15 protein-coding genes are annotated in these 23,240 nt (G+C 33.3%); 13 read left to right on the forward strand and 2 right to left on the reverse strand.

The features are described from left to right. Positions 1-10: 10 nt before the first annotated feature. The 5 genes from I5M07_RS00420 (at position 11) to nagB (ending at position 8,405) form a co-directional block, all read left to right on the forward strand. Entirely contained in the window at positions 11-757 is a 747-nt protein-coding gene (locus tag I5M07_RS00420; RefSeq protein WP_200104218.1) for an SDR family oxidoreductase, read from the forward strand. A 168-nt stretch (positions 758-925) separates the two neighbouring features. Beyond that, positions 926-1,810 carry an IS982 family transposase gene (locus I5M07_RS00425; protein ID WP_449536175.1) on the forward strand — a complete coding sequence of 295 codons (885 nt, stop codon included), beginning with the start codon at positions 926-928 and terminating at the stop codon, positions 1,808-1,810. A 471-nt stretch (positions 1,811-2,281) separates the two neighbouring features. Next, a complete protein-coding gene (locus tag I5M07_RS00430) occupies positions 2,282-4,045 on the forward strand; it encodes an ATP-binding protein (RefSeq protein ID WP_200104219.1) in 1,764 nt (587 codons plus the stop codon). A 214-nt stretch (positions 4,046-4,259) separates the two neighbouring features. After that, positions 4,260-6,353 carry an alpha-L-fucosidase gene (locus I5M07_RS00435; protein ID WP_200104220.1) on the forward strand — a complete coding sequence of 698 codons (2,094 nt, stop codon included), beginning with the start codon at positions 4,260-4,262 and terminating at the stop codon, positions 6,351-6,353. 138 nt (positions 6,354-6,491) lie between these two features. Next, on the forward strand, positions 6,492-8,405 hold the full coding sequence (gene nagB, locus I5M07_RS00440; protein ID WP_200105126.1) for a glucosamine-6-phosphate deaminase: 1,914 nt from the start codon (positions 6,492-6,494) through the stop codon (positions 8,403-8,405). A gap of 178 nt (positions 8,406-8,583) precedes the next feature. On the opposite strand, the gene I5M07_RS00445 is transcribed toward nagB, so the two are convergent. Further along, positions 8,584-9,297 (reverse strand): LytR/AlgR family response regulator transcription factor, encoded by a 714-nt coding sequence (locus tag I5M07_RS00445; protein ID WP_200104221.1) that lies wholly within the window; start codon positions 9,295-9,297, stop codon positions 8,584-8,586. Positions 9,298-9,367: 70 nt separating this feature from the next. After that, positions 9,368-10,426 carry a sensor histidine kinase gene (locus I5M07_RS00450; RefSeq protein ID WP_200104222.1) on the reverse strand — a complete coding sequence of 353 codons (1,059 nt, stop codon included), beginning with the start codon at positions 10,424-10,426 and terminating at the stop codon, positions 9,368-9,370. Positions 10,427-10,551: 125 nt separating this feature from the next. Between I5M07_RS00450 and I5M07_RS00455 the strand changes: the two genes are divergently transcribed. The 8 genes from I5M07_RS00455 to I5M07_RS00490 all read left to right on the forward strand — a co-directional run bounded on the left by I5M07_RS00455 (position 10,552) and on the right by I5M07_RS00490 (position 23,232). Beyond that, positions 10,552-12,807 (forward strand): GH92 family glycosyl hydrolase, encoded by a 2,256-nt coding sequence (locus tag I5M07_RS00455; RefSeq protein ID WP_200104223.1) that lies wholly within the window; start codon positions 10,552-10,554, stop codon positions 12,805-12,807. A 3-nt stretch (positions 12,808-12,810) separates the two neighbouring features. After that, positions 12,811-14,688, forward strand: coding sequence for a sodium:solute symporter family protein (locus I5M07_RS00460; protein WP_200104224.1), 1,878 nt, complete (start codon positions 12,811-12,813; stop codon positions 14,686-14,688). Positions 14,689-14,705: 17 nt separating this feature from the next. Further along, positions 14,706-15,671 (forward strand): glycoside hydrolase family 130 protein, encoded by a 966-nt coding sequence (locus tag I5M07_RS00465; protein WP_200104225.1) that lies wholly within the window; start codon positions 14,706-14,708, stop codon positions 15,669-15,671. A gap of 7 nt (positions 15,672-15,678) precedes the next feature. After that, entirely contained in the window at positions 15,679-16,746 is a 1,068-nt protein-coding gene (locus I5M07_RS00470) for a carbohydrate-binding family 9-like protein (protein WP_200104226.1), read from the forward strand. An 84-nt stretch (positions 16,747-16,830) separates the two neighbouring features. After that, positions 16,831-17,943, forward strand: a complete 1,113-nt coding sequence (locus I5M07_RS00475) for a glycoside hydrolase family 18 protein (RefSeq protein WP_233621898.1) — start codon at positions 16,831-16,833, stop codon at positions 17,941-17,943. A 19-nt stretch (positions 17,944-17,962) separates the two neighbouring features. After that, positions 17,963-19,042, forward strand: a complete 1,080-nt coding sequence (locus I5M07_RS00480; protein WP_200104228.1) for a putative glycoside hydrolase — start codon at positions 17,963-17,965, stop codon at positions 19,040-19,042. 32 nt (positions 19,043-19,074) lie between these two features. After that, on the forward strand, positions 19,075-20,088 hold the full coding sequence (locus I5M07_RS00485; RefSeq protein WP_200104229.1) for an isoaspartyl peptidase/L-asparaginase family protein: 1,014 nt from the start codon (positions 19,075-19,077) through the stop codon (positions 20,086-20,088). A gap of 9 nt (positions 20,089-20,097) precedes the next feature. Next, positions 20,098-23,232 carry a glycoside hydrolase family 2 TIM barrel-domain containing protein gene (locus tag I5M07_RS00490; protein WP_200104230.1) on the forward strand — a complete coding sequence of 1,045 codons (3,135 nt, stop codon included), beginning with the start codon at positions 20,098-20,100 and terminating at the stop codon, positions 23,230-23,232. The last annotated feature ends 8 nt before the right edge of the window (positions 23,233-23,240 follow it).

The raw sequence follows: 23,240 nt of genomic DNA on the forward strand, positions 1-23,240 counted from the left end.
AAATTCAATTATGGAAAATAATATCAAAGATAAAATAGTAATCATTACCGGAGCAAGTAGTGGAATGGGCGAAGCTGCAGCAAAACATTTAGCAACACTTGGCGCAACAGTTATCCTAGGAGCAAGAAGAGCCGAAAAAATTGAACAGTTAGCAAAACAAATCAATGAAACCGGCGGAAAAGCACTTGCCGTAAAAGCAGACGTAACCAATCTTGACCAAATTAAAAACCTTGTGGATACAGCTGTCCAAAGATTTGGCAAAGTAGATGTGATTTTAAACAATGCAGGAATAATGCCCTTGTCGCCAATAGACAGAATAAATGTTGACGAGTGGAATATGATGATTGATGTAAATATAAAAGGTGTACTCAACGGTATTGCTGCGGTTCTTCCTTATATGAAAGAGCAAAAATTTGGTCAGATTATCAACACCTCGTCCGTTGCCGGTCATAAAGTTTTCAATGGTTCTGCCGTTTATTCTGCCACAAAATATGCAGTTCGGGCCTTAACAGAAGGTTTACGTATGGAAGTGAAACCATATAATATCCGTACCACAATTGTTTGTCCAGGTGCTGTAAAAACAGAATTGCTGGAACATATTTCCGAAGCAGATATTCAGCAGGCCAATAAAGATTATGTAGGCGAAGTAGGAATTAGCCCAGATAGTTTTGCAAGGGTGGTTGCTTTCGCCATCAGTCAGCCGGAGGATGTTGATATTAATGAAGTTATATTCCGCCCAACAGCACAAGAAATGTAAAATAAGTATCAATTATTTAAAAGGCTGTTCACTTTGATTTGTGGTGTACAAAAATGTAATTATAACATAACCCGTTGGGTGTAATTATTTGTAGTAAAAAAGAATGATTAGATATTGGTCAAGATACTGAAATTCAGTATCTTGAAGTCGCCAAACAAACCAATATCTATGTCAAATATAGTAAAAAATTATTTTAGAGTTTTAGAAGTTATAAGTTCTTTGGATTGTACATTAGAGAATAAATCTGATGTCGGTAGAAAACAAAAAATGTCTGATTTAGAAGTAGTTGCATTAAGTTTAACCGCTGAATTTATGTCAATTGATAGCGAGAATTCTTTATTTAAAGAGATTAATAAGCAACAAATATCTAATTTAATTGAGCGAAGTCAGTTTAATAAGCGAAGACGAAAATTATTTTTCTTTTTAGACGAAGTAAGAACAAAATTAGCATCTCGCTTTTTAGAATTTGAAGATTATTTCATCGTGGATAATATGCCGTTGGAGATTTGTAAATTTGCACGTCATAGAAGAGTTAAAATCTGTAAAAATGAGTTTGAAACAGCTCCTTCAAAAGGGTTTTGTGCTTCTCAAAACAATTGGTTTTACGGGTACAAATTACATGGTGTTTGTTCTATAAATGGAATTTTCCACTCAATAGATATTACAAAAGCAGAAGTTCACGACGTTCATTTTTTGAAAAACATAAAACAACAAATGTCTGATTGTGTGCTGCTTGGCGATAGAGGTTACTTGTCTCAAAGCATTCAATTAGATTTGTTTCAAACTGTAAATATCAAATTAGAAACACCAAAAAGAGCTAATCAGAAAGATTATAAGCCACAACCTTATATCTTTAGGAAATCAAGAAAAAGAATTGAAACATTATTTTCACAATTATGCGACCAGTTCAAGATTAGAAACAATTATGCTAAAACTTTTGAAGGTTTTAAAACAAGAATTTTAGCAAAAATAACCGCATTAACATTGGTTCAATATAGCAATAAATTCATCTTTGACAGACCATTAAACAATATCAAAAATCAACCAATTTAATTACACCCAACGGGTTTTAATAAAGATTATTATACTGTTATTTCCCAATGGCAGTCTAGTAATATGAGTTATGTAAAAGGAAACGGAACTCGAATCACCATTAGTTTGGCACAATCTTTTTAAGACAATTTATAATAAAACTTGAAGTAAAAAATGGAGTTCCACTACAAAGGAACTCCATTTTTTTTTTTCATCATATTTACTTTCAAGTTCGATAAGATGATATTTTACCTTTTTCCAATTGTCCTTTCGAAACTGGAAGGCTAGTATTATTTTTATCTATATTGTCCGTCTTTGTAAATATGTTTTTATTGAGGACAAAAATGAAACAAAAACGCAGTTTCTTATGACAGAATTATAGGGCAAAGTCCAGTTTTAATAAAACAGTTTCGCTTAGTAATTACTTTTGAGGAATTAAGAAAAAAATTATTAAATTGTATTGATTCTTAAGATTCTCTAAATTAAATATAAATGGCTCAAAACCTTAAGTTAGATTTTAAAAAAATAGTGCTACAGGAAACGAGTTTACTCAATCAAGCAAGAATAAAACTATTGATTGGAGTACTGTTATTATTTATTCTTCAAAGAATTTGCACAATCTACTTTTTATTAGGTGAGTCAAATGAGCAATTTATTTGGCGTAGTATATTTTTTTTAGGTTTATTGGTAGCGGCTATTTTTCTTTTGTTTTTTGAGATTTCATGGAGAGTGGTGGGGCACTTGTTTATAAATAGCATTGCCTTTATTCTTTGGACTTCGATTTTGTATTTCCAGCAAGGGATCAATCTTGTCTTATTACAATACATTCTTTTAATTATTTCAGTCGGGTATTATATCTTGGGGCTTCGTTGGGGGTTAATTTATTCAATACTTAATATTTTACCCTTAATCTTGTTGATTGTATTGGAAGAAAATACAGGAGTAAAACTTATTTACATAGAGCCAAATGTAAATAAAGAGACTTTTAAATTTTTGTTTATTTATAATTTTGTTATCCTTTTATTTGTTCATTATTATTTTTTTAAAGCTTTTAAAAATGCAAATCGTCGAGAAAAAAAGCTTTCAATGGCATTAAAAAAATCATTAGAAGAAGCTCAAGATATCGCTTCTGCCAAGACCAATTTTCTTTCAACAATGTCGCATGAACTTCGAACCCCACTTAATGCTGTCGTGGGTATGGCTAATCTATTAGCTATGGACGAATTAAATGTAAAACAAAAAGAAAATGTAGCTATTTTATTATTTTCTGCCAAGAGCTTATTATTCGTAATTAACGATATTTTGGATTTCAATAAAATCGAGGCGGGTAAAGTGAATATACAATTTGAACCATTTTCAATCCCTATTTTATTTAAAAGCATACACAATACCTTTGTTCAAGAATCTGTCGCAAAAAAACTTTCTTTTAGTTTTTTTTCTGATCCTATATTGGATAATAGTAAGGTAGTTGGAGATCCAAATCGAATTACGCAAATACTTTTAAACTTAATTGGGAATGCCATCAAGTTTACTTATAAAGGCACCGTTTGCTATCAGGCTAATGTAGTTGAAATTCAACAAGAAAAAGTGAAGGTTGAATTTATCGTGAAAGATACGGGAATCGGTATATCAAATAAACAGCAGTCTAATATTTTAGAACCTTATAATGAGAAAAGTAATGATTGCAATCGACAACACTATGGCACTGGGTTAGGGCTTACTATTGCTAGCCGATTGATAGGGTTGTTAGGTGGAGATATGAAATTGGAAAGCAGTGAAGGAATTGGCACAAAGATTAGTTTTATGTTGGAATTTCAAATTGTTAGTAACCAAAATTTTGACCCACAGCGGGAAGAAATACCTGAAAAGGATATTTCCAAGTTGAGAGTCTTGGTGGCAGAAGACAACAATATTAATTATGTAGTGCTAAAAAAACTCCTCAACAAATGGGGAATTAAACCATCTTTAGCAACAGACGGAAAACAGGCTGTCGAAGCATTGTTAAGAGAAGATTTTGATGTTATATTAATGGATATAAACATGCCAACTATGGATGGGTTTGAAGCTTCAAAAATGATTAGAAATGTTCCTGATAGAAAAAAAGCAGCCGTTAAAATTATTGCTTTAACAGCATCTGTTGATGCTGGTATTGTGCATCATCCGCATTATCAGTATTTGAATGATTTTATTCTTAAACCTTGTCCTCCTTCACTATTAAAGAAAAAGCTCGATGATTTATATGATTTGTTTTATTAGTAAGTCAAAAAATAGCTGCGATGCATTTTTTCATGAAGAAAAACCATGATTTTGTAAAAACATACCTGATTTAATTCTCAAAAAGGAATATATAAAAATCAATTAATCGTAAAGAGTTATTAATTGGTTATTGGTCGAAATAGTTTGTCCTCTTTTTTCAAATATGATTAACTTTCATTTCTGTATAATTTATTCCAAAATTAAGTTAGTTGTAATGAAAAAGATTTTTATATTATTGCTTGTTTTTCATATTTCAAATTCAGTATTTTCTCAAAATAATATTTCAGATCCGCTGCCTTTTGGGCCTCTTCCTTCCCAAAAGCAAATAGATTGGCAGGAAATGGAATTTTATGCTTTTGTGCATTTTTCATTAAATACATTTACTAATAAAGAATGGGGATATGGAGATGAATCCTCTGAATTATTTAACCCAACAAATTTAGATGTTCGCCAATGGGCACGAATTGTTAAAGCAGCCGGAATGAAAGGAATTATTCTAGTAGCCAAACATCATGATGGATTTTGCTTATGGCCTTCGGCTTATACAGAACGGTCTGTGAAAAATTCACCTTGGAAAAATGGGAAAGGAGATTTGGTTAAAGAGCTGGCAGCAGCCTGTAAAGAATATGGTTTGAAATTAGGATTATACCTTTCGCCTTGGGATCGAAGCCGTGCCGATTATGGCAAGCCAGAATATATAACATATTTCAGAAATCAATTACGCGAATTATTAACCAACTATGGAGATGTTTTCGAAATGTGGTTTGATGGTGCCAACGGAGGAGACGGTTATTATGGTGGAGCCAATGAAACACGAAAAATTAATACTCTTGAATATTACAACTGGGATGAAACCTATAAATTGATTTATCAGCTAGCACCAAAAACATTGGTTTGGGGTGTAGGCCCTTCTGAAGCCAGATGGATTGGGAACGAAGAAGGACGTGCGGGAAAAACAAATTGGTCGCTTTTACGTCAAAAAGATGAATTACAAGGAAAAGTACCTTATACCGATTTTATGTCGGGTCATGAAGATGGTGAAAAATGGGTTCCAGGAGAGGCCGATGTTTCGATAAGACCAGGATGGTTTTATCATGCTGTAGAAGACGATAAAGTGCGTTCTTTAGACGAAATGGTCGATATTTATTACGAATCGGTGGGAAGAAATGCTAACTTGTTGTTAAATCTTCCTGTGGACAAAAGAGGTTTAGTGCACGAAAATGACGAGCAACGTTTGAAAGAACTCGTTGCCACTTTAAAAGCCGATTTTAGAACAGCATTACTATCTAAAACCAAAATTTATGCTGATAATGTGAGGGAAAATAAGGAAACATTCGGAGGAAAAAATACTGTTGACCAAAATAAAAACTCGTATTGGGCTACAGATGATAATGTAAAAAAGGCTTCTGTTACGTTTGAGTTTGAAAAACCTACAGCCTTAAACCGAATTGTACTTCAGGAATATATAGCCCTAGGACAACGTGTAAAAGCTTTTAATGTTGAGGCAAAAGTGGCAGGTCGTTGGAAAACAGTTGCAAAGGAAACCACAATTGGCTACAAAAGAATTTTAAGAATAGAGAGGGTTGAAGCGTCAGCTTTAAGAATAAATATTACCGATTCAAAAGCCAATATTGTTATTTCCAATATTCAGGCTTACAACGCACCTATATTTGTACGAATGCCCGAAATTCAGCGAGATAAAAAGGGCAATATAACCCTGACATCAGAAAAGGGCAACTCGATTTACTACACACTCAACGGAAATACACCTACAAAAAAAAGTACTTTATATAAAGGCGTATTTCGAGTTAATAATGCCGTTACTATTAAAGCTGTGGCAATCGATACAACAGAAAAAAGTAGCAGTGCCGTAAAAACGGGTAAATACGGTGTGACAAAAGAAAATTGGAAAATAGTTTCGGCTTCAAGTGGTGATTTGAAATTGGCTGATAGGATTATAGACGGAAATCCAAATACAGTATGGCATTTTGGTGGAAAACTCAATAAATCCCCACATCAAATAACCATTGACATCGGAGCTAATTTAAAAATAGCTGGTTTTACTTATACACCACAACAGGTGGGTAATAATCTGAATTTAATTTCTAATTATGAATTTTATACCAGTACAGATAATGTAAACTGGATATTGAAGTCTCAGGGTGAATTTTCAAATATTAAACACAACCCAATTCAACAGGTCAAGACTTTTAAATCAATTAAAACAAGGTACATTCGGTTTGTAGCCAAGTCAGGTGTAGGAAACAGTGAAACGTATTCTATTGCTGAGATTGGGATAATAGAATAATATTCGTTGTTTTATTGCCCTGTAACAACTAATAAAAATTGTCCTTTGCCGAAGTACTGAAGTTGTTAGTCGAATTTTTAAAACTTAAAAAATCGGAATCCTTAATTTTATAATATTAATTTAATGCACTACTTGAAAATGATTAAAGAAGGTATAAGTTTTAGAGAAGCCGGGATGTTTGAAGAAACACGTTTCGAGAAAATTCATAATGTAATATTCGATTCATCTAAAGAAGCTTCGTTATTGGTGGCACAAGAAATCGCCAATTTGATTCAGCGAAAAGAGGAGTTAAATGAATTTTGCATTTTAGGTTTGGCTACAGGGTCTTCACCTATCAAAGTGTACGAAGAATTAGTTCGAATGCATAAAGAAGAAGCTTTGAGTTTTGCAAACGTAGTAACATTTAACCTAGACGAATACTATCCCATGCATAAAAATAATATTCAGAGCTATTATTATTTTATGCACGAGCATCTTTTTAATCATGTGGATATAAAACCCGAAAATATAAATATTCCTGACGGAAGTGTAAGTGCTGAAGATTTACAACAATATTGCATTGATTATGAAATGAAAATAAAGTCTTATGGAGGTCTTGATTTTCAGTTACTCGGTATTGGTCGTACCGGACACATTGGATTTAATGAACCAGGGTCGCACGTTAATTCGGGTACTCGAAGTATCACGTTAGATCATTTGACACGAGTTGATGCAGCTTCTGCTTTTTTAGGAATTGATAACGTACCTCGTAAAGCAATTACGATGGGTATTGGTACAGTTAGAAGTGCCAAACGTATAGTATTGTTGGGTTGGGGAGTCAATAAAGCTGGAATAATTAAAAATACCATTGAAGGCGAAGTGTCTCCACAAGTACCCGCAACCTATTTGCAAGAGCATTCTAATACCACTTTTGTATTGGATAGCGAAGCATCATCAGAACTAACAAGAGTAAAAACACCTTGGTTAGTAAAATCATGTGTTTGGACAGATGAGTTAAAACTAAAAGCAGTAGTTTGGTTAAGCGAATTAACGAAAAAGCCATTTTTAAAATTAACCGATAAAGATTATAACGATAACGGCATGTCGAGTTTGTTAACCGAAGAGGGTACTGCTTATGATTTAAACATTAAAATGTTTAATAAAATGCAGCAAACGATAACGGGTTGGCCAGGTGGGAAATCTAATGCTGATGATACTTACAGACCCGAACGTTCTACTCCAGCCAAAAAAAGAGTCATTATTTTTAGTCCGCACCCAGACGATGATGTTATTTCAATGGGAGGTACTTTTGACCGATTAGTAGAGCAAGGGCATGAAGTGCATGTTGCTTATCAAACCTCAGGAAACATTGCTGTTTCTAATGAAGAAGCATTAAAATTTGCCGAGATTTCAAAATCGCTTCATTCTAATTCAAATCAAGCAGACACGATTATTGATTTTATAAAAAACCGTACAGGTAACGAAATCGATTTGTTTGAAGTTAGGAAATTAAAAGGAACTATAAGAAGAAGTGAATCTTTGGCGGCAACTCGTTACTTAGGTCTACCAGATGAAAATGTCCACTTTCTAGATTTACCTTTTTATGAAACTGGAACCGTAAAGAAAAATAATTTATCAGATGCAGATATTGCAATTATGTGTGATTTAATCGATTCGATAAAACCACATCAAATATATGCAGCGGGAGATTTAGCAGACCCGCATGGAACACACAAAGTATGTTTGGATAGTTTGTTTGAAGCTCTTAAACGGCTTAAAACAAATAGTTATATGGATGATTGCTGGGTCTGGTTGTACCGAGGTGCTTGGCACGAATGGGATCCTTATCAAATTGAAATGGCTGTTCCGATGAGCCCAGATCAAGTTTTGAAAAAACGGCATGCCATTTTTTACCACCAAACCCAAAAAGATGGTGTTATGTTTCAAGGAGATGATAATAGAGAGTTTTGGGTTAGGGCAGAAGACCGAAATCGTTTAACAGCAAAAAAATATCACGATTTAGGTTTAGCAGATTATTCTGCAATTGAAGCGTTTAAACGCTATCATTTTTAATTTGTTGGTTTATTTAAGTTTATATAAAACTGGTTATTTTATATAATTAATTTGGTTAGTTACCTGTTTGAAAATGCAATCTATTTATTTAGGTTGCATTTTTTTTTTTACTAGAATTTCAATTCAATTCGAAAGAAAAAATTGGGACTGCAATATAATTTTATAAGAGGTGCTTTTTTTAAATAGAATCGCTCAAAATGCGTTGTTTCACTTCATCTATATAAGATCGACCAATTACATATCTAAGCCCTTCAATTTCAATACTATTTCCTTCTACCGCATCAATTTTATCAATAGCGATGGTATAAGAACGGTGAATTCGTATAAAATCTCTTTCAGGTAATAAGTTGGTAAAATCAGAAAGTGTGCTGTGAATAATGTATTTTCCTGATGTGGTATTGATTTTTAAATAATCCTTCAAGCTTTCAATGACTAATATTTCGTTAAGAAATATTTTTTTCATTTTCTTTTTATCGATTTTCACAAAAATGAAAGCATTTTCTTTGTTGTTTTCAGCCGTTAACTTAGGAGCTGTATCTAATCTTTTGGTAATTTTATTAATGGCTTTCATTAACCTTGGAAATTCAATCGGTTTTACCAAATAATCCAGGACATCTAACTCATATGTTTCAATAGCAAATTGGTCATAAGCACTTGTTATAATTAGTAGGGGAGGGTTTTCAAGACTTTTTACAAAATTAATTCCGTCGAGAACGGGCATGTTTATATCCAAAAACAAGACATCAACAGGGTTGTTTTTTAAAAAATGCAATCCTTCAATAGAGTTACTAAAAGTATCTACCAATTCAAAGTTGTCGATATGCTGCAAAAGGTTTTTGATTACATTTATTGCTAACGGCTCGTCATCAATTATCACATATTTTATTTTCATTTTGATTTTAATTTAGAAAAATAGTGGTATTTACAGGGGGTGTGCTTGACAAAATAAAGACTTTTTAGGATTAAGCTACCTTAATAACTAGCTTAACAACAAAAATATCGTTTTTATTTTTAAATGAAAGCGCATAGTCATTTTTATTATAACCCAAAGCAAGTCTTTTTTTTACATTTTCAATACCGATACCGCTTGACACTTTTAGGTTGTCTACATGAATTGTTTTAGCTGGCATAGGATTGGTTACTTTGAAGGTTAAAAAATTTCCTTTTATTTTTAAACTGATGTTTATTTTTACCCTGTCGGTATTTTTGTTTACACCGTGTTTAAAAGCATTTTCGATAAATGTCAGTAATAAAACAGGGGCAATTTCTTTATCGTGGATATCTCCCGAAATAGACATATCCACTTCTAGTCGATCATCATTACGAATGCGTTCTAAATCAAGATAATTTTGTATACAAATAATTTCATTTTCTAAAGTCTGTCTTTTGTTTTTTGTTTCATAAAGCATGTAACGCATTAATTCGGATAGTTTTATCACTACTTTTGGGGTTTTGTTTGATTTTTCTACCGATAGCGAATAAATGTTGTTCAACGTATTGAAGAAAAAATGTGGTGAAATCTGCGATTTTAGAAATAATAATTCCGTTTCTAAACTTGATTTTTCCAATTCGATTACCCTATTTTGCTCTTTCAAGAAATCCAATGTGATGATAATGGCCGTTACAAAAGTGGTTACATATAGTTCCCCCAACATCATATCGATACAGTAATTTAACGAAAACGTGTCTAAATTCTGAGGACCTTCTGGCCAAACGTTGTGACTTACAAAATAATAGGTAAGGTTAAATTTTACCACCACCATTAAAAAAATAGAACTTAGAAAGGTAAATATATAGAATAGGTATTTTTTTTGGTAGAGTAAATAAGGCATCAAAACTAAAATATTCCAATAACACAAACTCATGTGTATCGGAAATCCAATTAAATTGGTTTTTAGCGAATAGAGATAATCGTTAAAATAACTTCCCCATCGAAAAGTGTTAAATACAAAATAAACAAACCAAAATAATAAATGGTATTGTAAGGGTATATTATGCAGTTTTTTGTTTGTGAGTATCATAAATGAAAAAGGTTTCTTTTTTTCTTTTTTTTGATGTTTAGCTAAGTTTATGTGTTATCCGTCTAAAATAGTTATCCCGAAAATCAAATTTATCTAAATTTAAAGTTAAATTAAGATTATTTGATATGAAGAACTTTAGTGTACTGGTACTGCTCCTAATTTCGGTCACAAGTTGCAAAATAAAACTCAATAATAACACAAACAAGAATGTTAATGTTATAAATTACGTAAATCCATTTATTGGTACGGGTGGTCATGGACATACTTATCCGGGTGCAACAGTACCTTTTGGAATGGTGCAAGTAAGTCCGGATAACGGAATTTCGAGTTGGGATTGGTGTTCTGGTTATCATTTTTCAGATTCTATTGTAGCTGGATTTAGTCATTTACATTTAAGTGGAACAGGAATAGGTGATTTAGCTGATATTTTAGTAATGCCTATTAACAAAAAAGTCGATTTAACTACCAAAGTATCTTCTCGAAACGACTTACCTTATAAGTCTTTATACCATCATGTTAACGAAAAAGCAACACCGGGCACTTACCAAGTTTATCTTGAAGATCCTAAAATAAATGTAAAACTTACTTCATCACTAAGAACAGCTTACCATAAATATACTTTTGCCCCAAAAGACAAGCAATCAGTAGTAATTGATTTAGGATTTGCTATTAATTGGGACAAAGCCGAGCAAACCGCTATTAATATTGAAGATAGATACACTATAAGTGGTTATAGATACAGCACAGGTTGGGCAAAAAATCAGAAAGTTTTTTTTGTTGCTAAATTTTCTAAACCTATTGTAGAGTACGTTTTGGTTGCAGATAAAAAAGTAGTGGAGCAGAAAAAAACAACAGCTGAAAATACAGCAGTTCAACTGTTTTTCAATGCAGACACCAGCAATGAATTGCAAGTTAAAGTAGCGTTATCTTCGGTAAGTATAAACAATGCCAAAGATAATTTAGATTCAGACGACCTATCATTTGAAAAAGTGGAAGCAAATGCCGCAAAAAATTGGGAGTCGGCTCTTAGCAAGATAGAAGTTGAAACTCCTATGGATTCGCTTAAAACATTATTTTATACAGCTATGTATCACGCGCAAGTGGCTCCGGTAACTTTTAGTGATAAAAATGGACAATTCCGAAATGAGAATGATCAAATTCTAACGGCAAAAGACTATACAGCATATTCCACCTTATCCTTATGGGATACTTTTAGAGCCGAAAATCCATTATTAACGTTATTAGCTCCTGAAAAAACCGCTGACATTGTAAACTCAATGTTAACCTATTACACTACCAAAAAAATATTGCCGGTTTGGACATTATACGCCAACGAAACCAATACAATGACAGGTTATCATGCAATTCCGGTTATTGTAGATGCATATTTAAAAGGTATTAAAGGCTTTGACCACGAAAAAGCGTTTGAAGCTATGAAGAACACCATGATGCAGGACGAACGAGGACTTAATTTCTATAAAAAATTTGGGTATATACCTTATAATTTGTTAGATGAATCGGTTACCATAACCCTTGAATACGCTTTTGATGATTGGTGTGTGGCTCAAATGGCGAAAGCATTAGGCAAAAACGATGATTATGAATTTTTCTTAAAACGCTCTCAAGCTTACCGTTATTTATTTGACCCAAAAACGGGCTTTATGAGAGGGAAATCCGATGATGGAAAAACATGGAATGAACCTTTTGATCCAAAACATTCTAATCATAGAGAACATACCGATTATACTGAAGGAAATGCTTGGCAACATAGTTGGTTTGTGCCTCATAATGTAGCTGATTTTATTGCATTACATGGCGGAAATGAAAAGTTTACCAATCGTTTGGAACAATTATTTACAGAGAGTTCAGAAATTACAGGAAACAATGTTTCGGCGGATATTTCAGGATTAATCGGTCAATATGCACACGGAAATGAACCAAGTCATCATATCGCGTATATGTTTAATAAGGCCAATCAACCTTGGCGAACGCAATACTGGGTGCATCATATTTTAAATACTCAATACAATACAACGCCAAATGGTTTAAGTGGAAATGAAGACTGTGGCCAAATGTCGGCTTGGTATGTTTTTAGTTCAATGGGATTATATCCAATGAATCCAGCTTCGGGCGAATATGAAATTGGAAGTCCGATTTTCGATAAAGTAACTCTTAATCTTTCAAATGGTAAAAAGTTTGTAATTGTAGCGCAAAATGTTACCGATAAAAACTTCTATATACAATCGGCTACTTTAAATGGAGTCGAATTCAATCAAACAACTATTTCACACCAACAAATTTCTCAAGGTGGTACGTTGCGTTTTGTTATGGGGTCTGAACCAAACAAAAACTGGGGTTTAAAAAATAATAACAAAAAGTAGCATATGGATTTTATCGATTTAAGTATCATTATTATATACATACTAGTGACCATCGGAATAGGTATTTGTATTTCTAAAAGAGCTTCAAAAGGGTTAGATGATTATTTTTTAGGAGGTAATGCTATAAAGTGGTACTATCTAGGCCTTAGTAATGGTTCTGGTATGTTTGATGTTTCTGGAACTGCTTGGATGGTTGGAATTTTATTTCTATACGGGGTTAAAAGTTTTATGTTTATGTGGCTCTGGCCGATATGGAATCAAATTTTTGTCATGATGTTTTTGGCAGTTTGGATTCGCCGGTCTAATATTATGACCGGATCGGAATGGATTTTAACTCGCTTTGGTAATGATAAAGCAGGTAAAGCCTCGCATATTATTGTAGCTGCTTTTGCAATTGTATCAACCATTGGTTTTATTGCTTATTTCTTTGAAGGAATTGGCAAATTTATGACAGTTATTTTGCCATGGGATTTAACTGTTTCGTTTAATGATGGCATTGTTTTTACTTCAGAACAATCATACGCATTAATAATCATTATTTTAACAACTATTTATACTATCAAAGGTGGTATGTTTTCGGTCGTGGCTACCGAAGTAATGCAATACGGAATCATGGTTCTTTCAGGAATTTTAATTGCCGGTTACACTCTTATTAATTATTCGGATGTTCAAATAAATTCGATTATAACCGAGGAATGGAAAAACGTGTTTTTCTCGATGGAACTGGGCAGTCATTGGAACGAAAAATACGCTGCTTTTAATCATTTAATTGATACTGAGGGGTATAAGATGTTTGGCGCTTTAATTGGAATGTCTTTATTTAAGGGTTTTTTTGCCAGTATTGCGGGTCCAACACCAAGTTATGATTTACAAAGAATTCTATCAACAAAATCGGTTAAGGAGGCTGCTTATATGAGTGGTTTTACCAATTTAATTTTATTTATACCCAGGTATTTATTAATTGGGGGCATTGTAGTAATTGCATTGGTAACCTTAGCACCACAATTGGCAGCCAATCCCTCTTTAAAGGGAGCCGATTTAGAAATTTTAATGCCCACCGTTATAAATTTTCATGTTCCAGTAGGAATTAAAGGACTTTTATTGGCCGGTTTATTGGCCGCCTTTATGTCAACATTTTCGGCTTTTGTAAATGCTGGTCCTGCCTATATTGTAAATGATATATATAAAAAATATTTCAAGCCTCACGCAACTGATGCGCATTTTATAAAAGTAAGTCATATTGTTTCTTTTGTAATTGTTGGTTTGGGTGTTTTTATGGGCTTTTTTGCCCATTCTATTAATTCACTAACATTATGGATTACTAGCGCTTTATTTGGTGGTTATGTAGCCGCTAATTTTTTAAAATGGGTTTGGTGGCGATTTAATGGATGGGGTTATTTTTGGGGAATGTTTGCTGGACTTATCGTGGCTTCTTTTCAATTTGTTTTAGGACAATGTAAAGGGAGTTTTGAACCAGGTACATTACTTCATGAATTGTCGAATGTAAAAGATATTTATTTATTTCCAATCATTTTTATATTCTCTTTAATAGGGTGTTTATTGGGTACTTTCTTAACCCAGCCAACTTCTCCCGAAGTTTTGAGGTCTTTTTATAAAAATATTCGACCGTGGGGTTTTTGGAAGCCTGTTTATGAGGCCTTAAAAGCGGAAGACAGTACTTTCGAGAAAAATACGTCTTTAGGCAGTGATATGTTTAATTGTGTTATCGGAATTGTATGGCAATCCAGCATGATTTTGCTTCCCATTTATTTACTAATACGTGATTATCCAAAAATGTGGGTGTCTATCGCAGTATTCGTAATTACCTCAATTATATTAAAATTCACTTGGTTAGATAAAGTCAATAAAATTCATGATTAACAAAAAAAAAGTATAAAATGAAAAATATTCCTTGGCAAGATAAGCCCGAATATAATAAAGACGTGATGTGGCGTTATTCGGAAAATCCGATCATTGACAGATATGCAATTCCATCATCAAATAGTATTTTCAACAGTGCCGTAGTTCCTTTTGAAGGCGGATATGCGGGTGTTTTTAGATGTGATAATAAAGCAGTTCAAATGAATATTTTTGCCGGTTTTAGTAAAAACGGAATAGATTGGGAAATTAACCATGAACCAATTGTAATGCAATCTGGTAATACAGATATGATTGAATCGGCTTATAAATATGATCCTCGCGTCGTATTTATCGAAGATCGTTACTGGATTACGTGGTGTAATGGTTACAACGGACCAACAATTGGTATTGGATATTCTTTTGATTTTAAAGATTTTTTTCAATGCGAAAATGCGTTCTTACCATTCAATAGAAACGGTGTTTTATTTCCAAAAAAAATAAATGGAAAATATGCTATGTTAAGCCGCCCGAGTGATAATGGACATACGCCTTTTGGAGACATTTGGATAAGTTACAGTCCAGATATGAAATATTGGGGTGAACATAGATTGGTAATGAAACCAACTCCTTTTGAAGACAGTGCGTGGCAGTGCACAAAAGTAGGAGCAGGTCCAATCCCGATTTTAACTAATGAAGGCTGGCTGATGATTTATCATGGTGTAATAAATACCTGCAATGGTTTTCGTTATGCAATGGGATCTGCGCTTTTAGATGTTGATTCTCCAGATAAAGTAAAATACAGAACGCAGCCGTATTTATTAGGCCCTGCAGAAATGTATGAAATGGTGGGAGATGTACCAAATGTTGTGTTCCCTTGTGCCGCTTTACACGATACAGAAGAAGATAAGTTAGCGGTTTATTATGGCGCAGCAGACACCGCTGTAGCTATCGCATTTGGTAAATTGAGCGAAGTTATTCAGTTTACTAAAGATAACAGTTTATAATAGCATTATGGTTTTAAAAAATCAATGGATAACAGTTGTTTTCGCTTGGCTTTCGGTTGTTGGTTTTTCACAATCAAAGAAAACAATACTACCTAAAACATACGTAGCGGCAAAAACAACAACTCCAATTACAATTGATGGCGAAGATACCGATGCGTCCTGGAGCAAAGTTGATTGGACGGGTCTTTTTGAAGATATAGAGAATGGCATAAAACCAAAGTATGATACAAAAGTTAAAATGCTCTGGGATGAAACCAATTTTTATATTTTAGCAAAAATTGACGAACCACACGTTTGGGCAAACTTAAAACAACGCGATACCATTATTTTTTACAACAACGATTTTGAGGTTTTTATAGACCCAGATAGTGATACTTTTAATTATTACGAATTAGAAATAAATGCATTAAACACTGCTTGGGATTTATTTTTAACAAAACCATACCGAGAAAATGATATTGTAGTGTTGAATGATTGGGATATTACGGGTTTAAAATCGGCAGTAAAAATTCATGGAACGATTAATAATCCTAATGATACTGACGAAGGTTGGATACTCGAAATTGCTATTCCTTGGGCAGCTTATCAAAAATCGTATAATGAAGACAATGTTCCAAAAGATCGTTTTTGGAGAGTGAATTTTTCAAGAGTTAACTGGCAGCATAGTATTGTTAATGGGAAATACGAACGAAAAAAAGATGCCAAAGGAAAATTTTTACCAGAGTATAATTGGGTTTGGTCGCCGCAAGGAGTAATCAATATGCATGAACCCGAAAAATGGGGTTATGTTTATTTTTCTTCAAAAGAAGGAAAAGACACTTTTAAAATTCCGCAGGATGAAAAAATAAAATGGGAACTTTACAATTTGTACAGAGCTCAAAAAGAGTATTACAAAAAGAATAAAGTTTGGGCAAAATCGTTGGTAAATCTCACCAAAGAACCAATTAGTGTTGATGATAAAATTTTAAAACCGGTATTTGAAAATCATTCAGCGGGATACAATATTTCAATAAGAAGCCCCTTTTCAAACAAAACCCTTATCATAAAGGAGGATGGACGTTTTATAGAAAAATGAAACAAATAGCAAATAACACCACAGTACCAAATGATTTATTTTAAACAAAACAATAGCGTCATAAAGTCAATTTTCATAATTATAATGATCAGCTTTTTTGGAGCATGTTCTTCTTTAAAGCAAAATGGAAATGAATCGAAAGAAGATTTTAAAATAATTGGTTATGTAGCGGGTTATGAAAACTTTGATCCGGCTAAAATTGATGCCACTAAGGTGACCCATCTTAATTACGCTTTTGCCAATATTGTTGACGGGAATGTACAGTTTGAATTGCCAACCGATAAGACGAAAATTGAAAGTGCTATTGGGCTGAAAAAACAAAATCCAAGCTTAAAAGTATTGTATTCCATTGGCGGTTGGGTTTGGTCTGATCAGTTTTCAACTTTAGCAGCCTATCAGGATTCAAGAGAAAAATTTGCTAAAAGTGCTGTTAAAGTAATGAAAGAATTCGGTTTTGACGGAATTGATATTGATTGGGAGTTTCCGGGGCAGCGTGCCGAGGATAATGTTTTCAGACCTTCAGATAAAGAAAACTTTACGCTTCTGTTGGGCGAATTACGTAAACAATTACAAGTACAAACTAAGATTGATAATAAACATTATTTATTGACTATAGCAACCGCATCAGATCAGGAATATATTAATCATACTGATTTGGGTAAAGCGCATCAATTTTTAGATTTCATCAATGTAATGTGTTATGATTTCTACAATGGTTGGTTTTATCAAACAGGACATCACGCTAATTTATATCCTTCTAAGGAGGAAAAATTTGGTGGAAATAGCATTAGCGAATCTGTAGATAAATTAGTGAAAACGGGAGTTCCTGCCAAAAAACTCATTATCGGGTTACCTTTTTATGGTAGAAAATGGGAAAATGTTGTGCCCGTAAATAATGGTTTGTATCAATCGGCTAGAACAGGAAGTGCTATTATTCCGTTTTGGGAAATTACAAAAGAAAAGCAGTCTGGAAAGTTTCAGGAATTTTATGATGACTCTGCAAAAGCATCTTATTTGTGGAATGCTCAGGATAACATTTTTATTTCTTATGAAACCCCAAAAGAAATTGCACTTAAAATAGCTTTTATTAATCAAAAAAAATTAGGAGGAGCTATGTTTTGGGAGTACAGTTTAGACAATAAACAAGAGTTATTAAAAGCACTTTATGAAGGCGCTTCGACTAAAACCAAAAACTAATTAACCTAAATAAACCACTATGAAACTACCTAAACTATTACTTTTTTTATTAGCAATTAGTATTTTTTCATGTGCTAAAAAAGAAGAAACATCCTCTTTTAAATTTAGTGTTTGGTCAACTGCTAGTCCTGAAAAATCAGATGCAGATTACACAAATGAATTTAAAAAATACAAAGAAGGAGGTATTGATGAAGTATTAATTAATACGTCAACCAATCCTGAACTTTTAAAAAGAATTGTTCCTATTGCTACTAAAGAGGGCTTGAAAGTTCATGCGTGGATAATGGCAGTTAATAGACCTGGAGACTCCATTGCATTGAAGCACCCAGAGTGGTATCAGGTGAGTAAAGAAGGAAAATCATGTTTTGATACACGTCCGTATGTTGAGTATTACCAATGGCTTTGTCCTACAAGAAAAGAATCGAGAGAACACATATTACAGTTGGTTGAAGAACTTGCAAAAGTTGAGGGAATAGAAAGTGTTCATTTAGATTATATCCGTTTTCCAGATATCTTTTTACCAATTAGTTTATTGCCAAAATACAATTTGGTTCAGGATACAGAATTACCACAATTTGATTTTTGTTATTGTGATGAATGTGTAAAAGCATTCGAAAAAATTCATCATAAAAATCCAAAAGAAAGCCATAATACCTCAATTGATATGGAATGGAAAAACTTCCGATTGAATGCTATAAAAGCGCTTGTAGATGATGCTTATGAAGTTGTTCATAAACACAACAAGCAACTTACTGCGGCGGTGTTTCCATATCCAGAAATGGCCGATCACATGGTGCGTCAGCGTTGGGACAAATGGAATATTGATGAGGTTTACCCAATGATTTACCATAGTTTTTATGATGAAGAAATTGATTGGGTTGGTTATGCAACAAAACAAGGCGTAGCTGACTTAGAAGGCAAAAAAACAAAAATCAATACCGGAGTTTATATTCCCGGATTAAAAAATGATGCGGAATTAAAAGAAGCTATTTTACTGGCCAAAGAAAATGGTGCAACTGGAGTTTCTTTTTTCGACGGAAATGCCTTGTCTGAAAGTAATTTAAAAACGATTAAAGAAACAAAAGTCAGTTTACAATAATTAGTTTCTAAAATTCGATTAAAAGTAAAAGTATGTCAAATAGAAGAAATTTTATAAAAAAAGCAGCTTTAGGTACAGCAGCTGTAACCGCTGTTGGATTCAGTGGATTGGCTAAAGAAAGTAAAGGTATTTTAGAAACACCTCCCAAAAAAATCAAAAAACCGGTTGTTATTTCAACTTGGAATCATGGTTTACCAGCCAATCAGGAAACTTGGAAAGAATTAAAAGCAGGACAACCAGCTCTTGATGCTATTGAAGCTGGAATGAAAATTCCTGAAGCAGATCCAAATGTTCGTAGTGTAGGTTATGGCGGATATCCAGACCGTGAAGGAAAAGTAACTTTGGATGCCTGTATTATGGATCACAACAGCAATTGTGGTTCTGTTTCTTTTTTGCAGGGAATCAAACATCCTATTTCTGTAGCTAAATTGGTTTTACAAAAAACACCACATGTGATGCTTTCGGGGGCTGGAGCATTACAGTTTGCTTTATCCCAAGGATTTAAAGAAGAAAATTTGCTCACACCAGATTCAGAAAAAGATTGGAAAAAATGGCTAGAGGAATCCAAATACAAACCTGTTATTAATATAGAAAATCACGATACGATTAGTTTGTTGATGATTGATGAAGATGGAAATCTAGCAGGTGGTTGTACAACCAGTGGCGCAGCTTGGAAAATGCATGGTCGCGTTGGCGATTCACCAATTATAGGAGCGGGCCTTTTTCTGGATAATGAAGTAGGTGCTGCAGCGGCAACAGGTTTAGGAGAAGCAGTTATTAGAACTGCCGGAAGTGCCATGGTTGTTGAGTTAATGCGTCAGGGAAAGTCACCTTATGAAGCCTGTAAAGAAATTACAGAACGTATTTACAACAAACATAAAAATCACAAAGACATGGAATACCTGCAAGTTGGTTTTATTGCATTAAATAAAAATGGAGAACACGGTGCTTACAGTTTGCGTTCAGGATTTAATTATGCTATTTCGGATGACGAAAATGGGCATAGAATGGAAGATGCTAAATTTAAAATGTCTTGGGATAAATAAAGTAGAAAAATGAATATAAGGTTGTTATTATTAGCATTACTATCGGTTGTATCTGTCATAGCACAGGAAAAATCTTTTTGGTTAAACGAAAAAATCAATGAAGATAACCGTGAGCCAATGCATGCTTCGTATTACGTTTATGAAAATGAAGAAGTAGCTTCTAAAAACAACTGGCAAGAATCCGAAAATTACCTGAATTTAAACGGAAATTGGAAATTTAAATATGCAGACAGTCCCAAACAATTACCTGCTGATTTTGAAAAAAAAGTTTTTAATGATTCGGATTGGGATACGTTTAAAATTCCGGCTAATTGGGATGTAAACGGCTATGGATATCCCATTTATACCAATACAACCTACGATTTTGAAAAATATATTCCAATTAATCCACCCTTTGTTCCGACGGATTATAACCCAACAGGGATATATCGCAAAACAATAAATATTTCCAAAGATTGGAATAATAAAACCATTTTTTTACATGTGGGTGCCGCTAAATCAAATCTTACGGTTTGGATAAACGGAACTTATATTGGTTATGGCGAGGATGGGAAATTACCACAAGAGTTTAATATAACACCTTTTCTTAAAGCTGGAGAAAACACCATTGTTTTAAAGGTGATGAAATGGAGTGATGGATCCTATTTAGAATGTCAGGATTTTTGGCGAATGAGTGGTATTACTCGAGATACCTATCTGTATGCCCGAAATAAAATGCATTTAAAAGATTTTGAAATTATCCCAAATTTAGATTCTGATTATGTAAACGGAAGTTTAAAAATAAATACCGAATTCTCTCAATTAAATAAAAAAGACAAGTATACTTTAGAGATTCAGTTTAAAGATAAAGAAACTGTTGTAGCGACTAAAACAATTGCGGTAACAACGCCAAAACAAACAATTGAATTTACTGTAGATAATCCAAAAAAATGGACAGCTGAAACGCCTAATTTGTATCAGGTTTCTTTTTTACTCAAAAATAAAAAAGGAAAAATGCTTGAAATTATTAATCAAAATGTAGGTTTTCGAAAAATTGAAATAAAAAAGGGTCAACTATTAGTTAACGGCAAAGCGATTTATATAAAAGGAGTTAACAGGCAAGAAACAGATCCCAAAATGGGACAAACTCTTTCTAGAGAAAGAATGGAACAAGATCTTAAGTTGTTAAAACAATATAATTTTAATGCTGTTCGAATGTCACATTATCCCAATGATGATTATTTTTATGAATTGTGTGATAAATACGGAATTTATGTTGTGGATGAGGCCAATTTAGAGTCACACGGAATGGGGTACGTGATAACTCAAACTTTAGGAAATAATCCTAGTTGGGAATTGGCTCATCACCAACGCATTGAAAGAATGGTGGAACGGGATAAAAATCATGCGTCGGTTATTATTTGGAGTATGGGAAATGAAGCAGGAAACGGCTATAATTTTTACCGAGAATATCTTTGGTTAAAAAAACGAGATGCTTCTAGACCCGTTCAGTACGAAAGAGCATCAACTGCGGGGTGGGAAGGCAAAAGCATGAAATTTGAATGGAATTCGGATATAATTGACCCACAGTATAGTTCGCCGAAAGGGATGGTAGAATATATTGAGAACAATCCAAATCCAAAACGTCCTTATATTTTGAGTGAGTATGCGCATGCTATGGGGAATTCAATGGGGAATTTTAAAGATTATTGGGATTTATTTCGAAAATATCCCAATTTTCAAGGTGGCTTTGTATGGGATATGATTGATCAGTCGATTTATAAAACGAAAAGCGATGGTTCGTTAGTATTTGCTTATGGAGGTGATTTTGGACCCAAAGATGTACCTAGCGCCAATAATTTTTTAAACAATGGTGTTTTTAATCCTGAAAGAAAACCAAATCCGCATGCTTTTGAAGCCAAAAATGTTTTGCAAAATATATTGACTTCTTGGCAAAAAAAAGAAACAGTTACAGTAAAAGTTTTTAATGAGTTTTTCTTTAAGAATCTTGATAATGTTCGCCTGCATTGGCAGTTAGTTTTAGATGGCATTTCTACCCAAGAAGGAACAATTGAAAGCTTAAATATCAATCCACAAGAAGCAATTTCAATTCAATTGCCTATTGATTTAAATGGTAAACAATTCCAAGAAGCTTTTGTGAATTTTAGTTATACGCTAAAAGATGAAGAACCATTTTTACCTCAAGATTTTGAAATTGCTACCGAACAATTACAATTGCAAGGGAATTGGAAAAATGCCAATACAGTTGTAGGCGAATCAAAAATTAGTGTCGAAAAAAAGGGTAAAACTATAGTTTTTAAAAGTAATAAAGCCGAAATTATTTTTGATAAAAAAACAGGATTTATAAGCGGCTATACTTTTAATAAAGAATCCATTCTAAAAGAAGGTTATGAATTGCGACCTAATTTTTGGAGAGCACCAACAGACAATGATATGGGAGCTAATTTTCAAAAAAACTTGTTGGTATGGAAACAAGCAATGGAAAATCCAATTTTAGTGAGTTTTAAGTATTCTACTTCTAAAGATCATAAAATACTAGTGAAAGCAATTTATAAATTGACTCAAGTTGATGCTGATTTAATACTCAACTATGAGATGAATAGTGAAGGTGTTTTACTTGTCAATCAATCTTTGGATATTAATAAAAACAAAGAAATTCCAATGCTACCAAGATTTGGAATGAAAATTATTTTGCCAAAAAACTTCAGCAACTTGGTTTATTATGGACGAGGACCATCAGAAAATTACGAAGATCGAAAATACAATACCAAAGTTGGAGTATTCAATCAAACGGTTTCAGAGCAATATTATCCATACATCCGACCACAAGAAACAGGAAATAAAACAGATGTAAGATGGCTTGAGATTTCAAATAATGCCGTAAAAATAACTATTCAATCTAATGAATTATTTGCCATGAGCGCTTTGCATTATCTCACGGAAGATTTAGATGATGGTTTAGAAAAAGACCAACGTAACGCAGCTGATTTATCTGAAAGAGATTTAACCAGTTTAAAAATTGATTATAAACAAATGGGAGTTGGAGGTATTGATAGCTGGGGAGCTTGGCCATTAGACCAATATTTATTGAAGAAGAAAAGCTATCAGTATCAATTTAGCATAATCCCATTTGTAAAAGAATAAAATAAAAG

This window comes from Flavobacterium agrisoli, assembly GCF_016522065.1.
GTDB lineage: Bacteria > Bacteroidota > Bacteroidia > Flavobacteriales > Flavobacteriaceae > Flavobacterium > Flavobacterium agrisoli.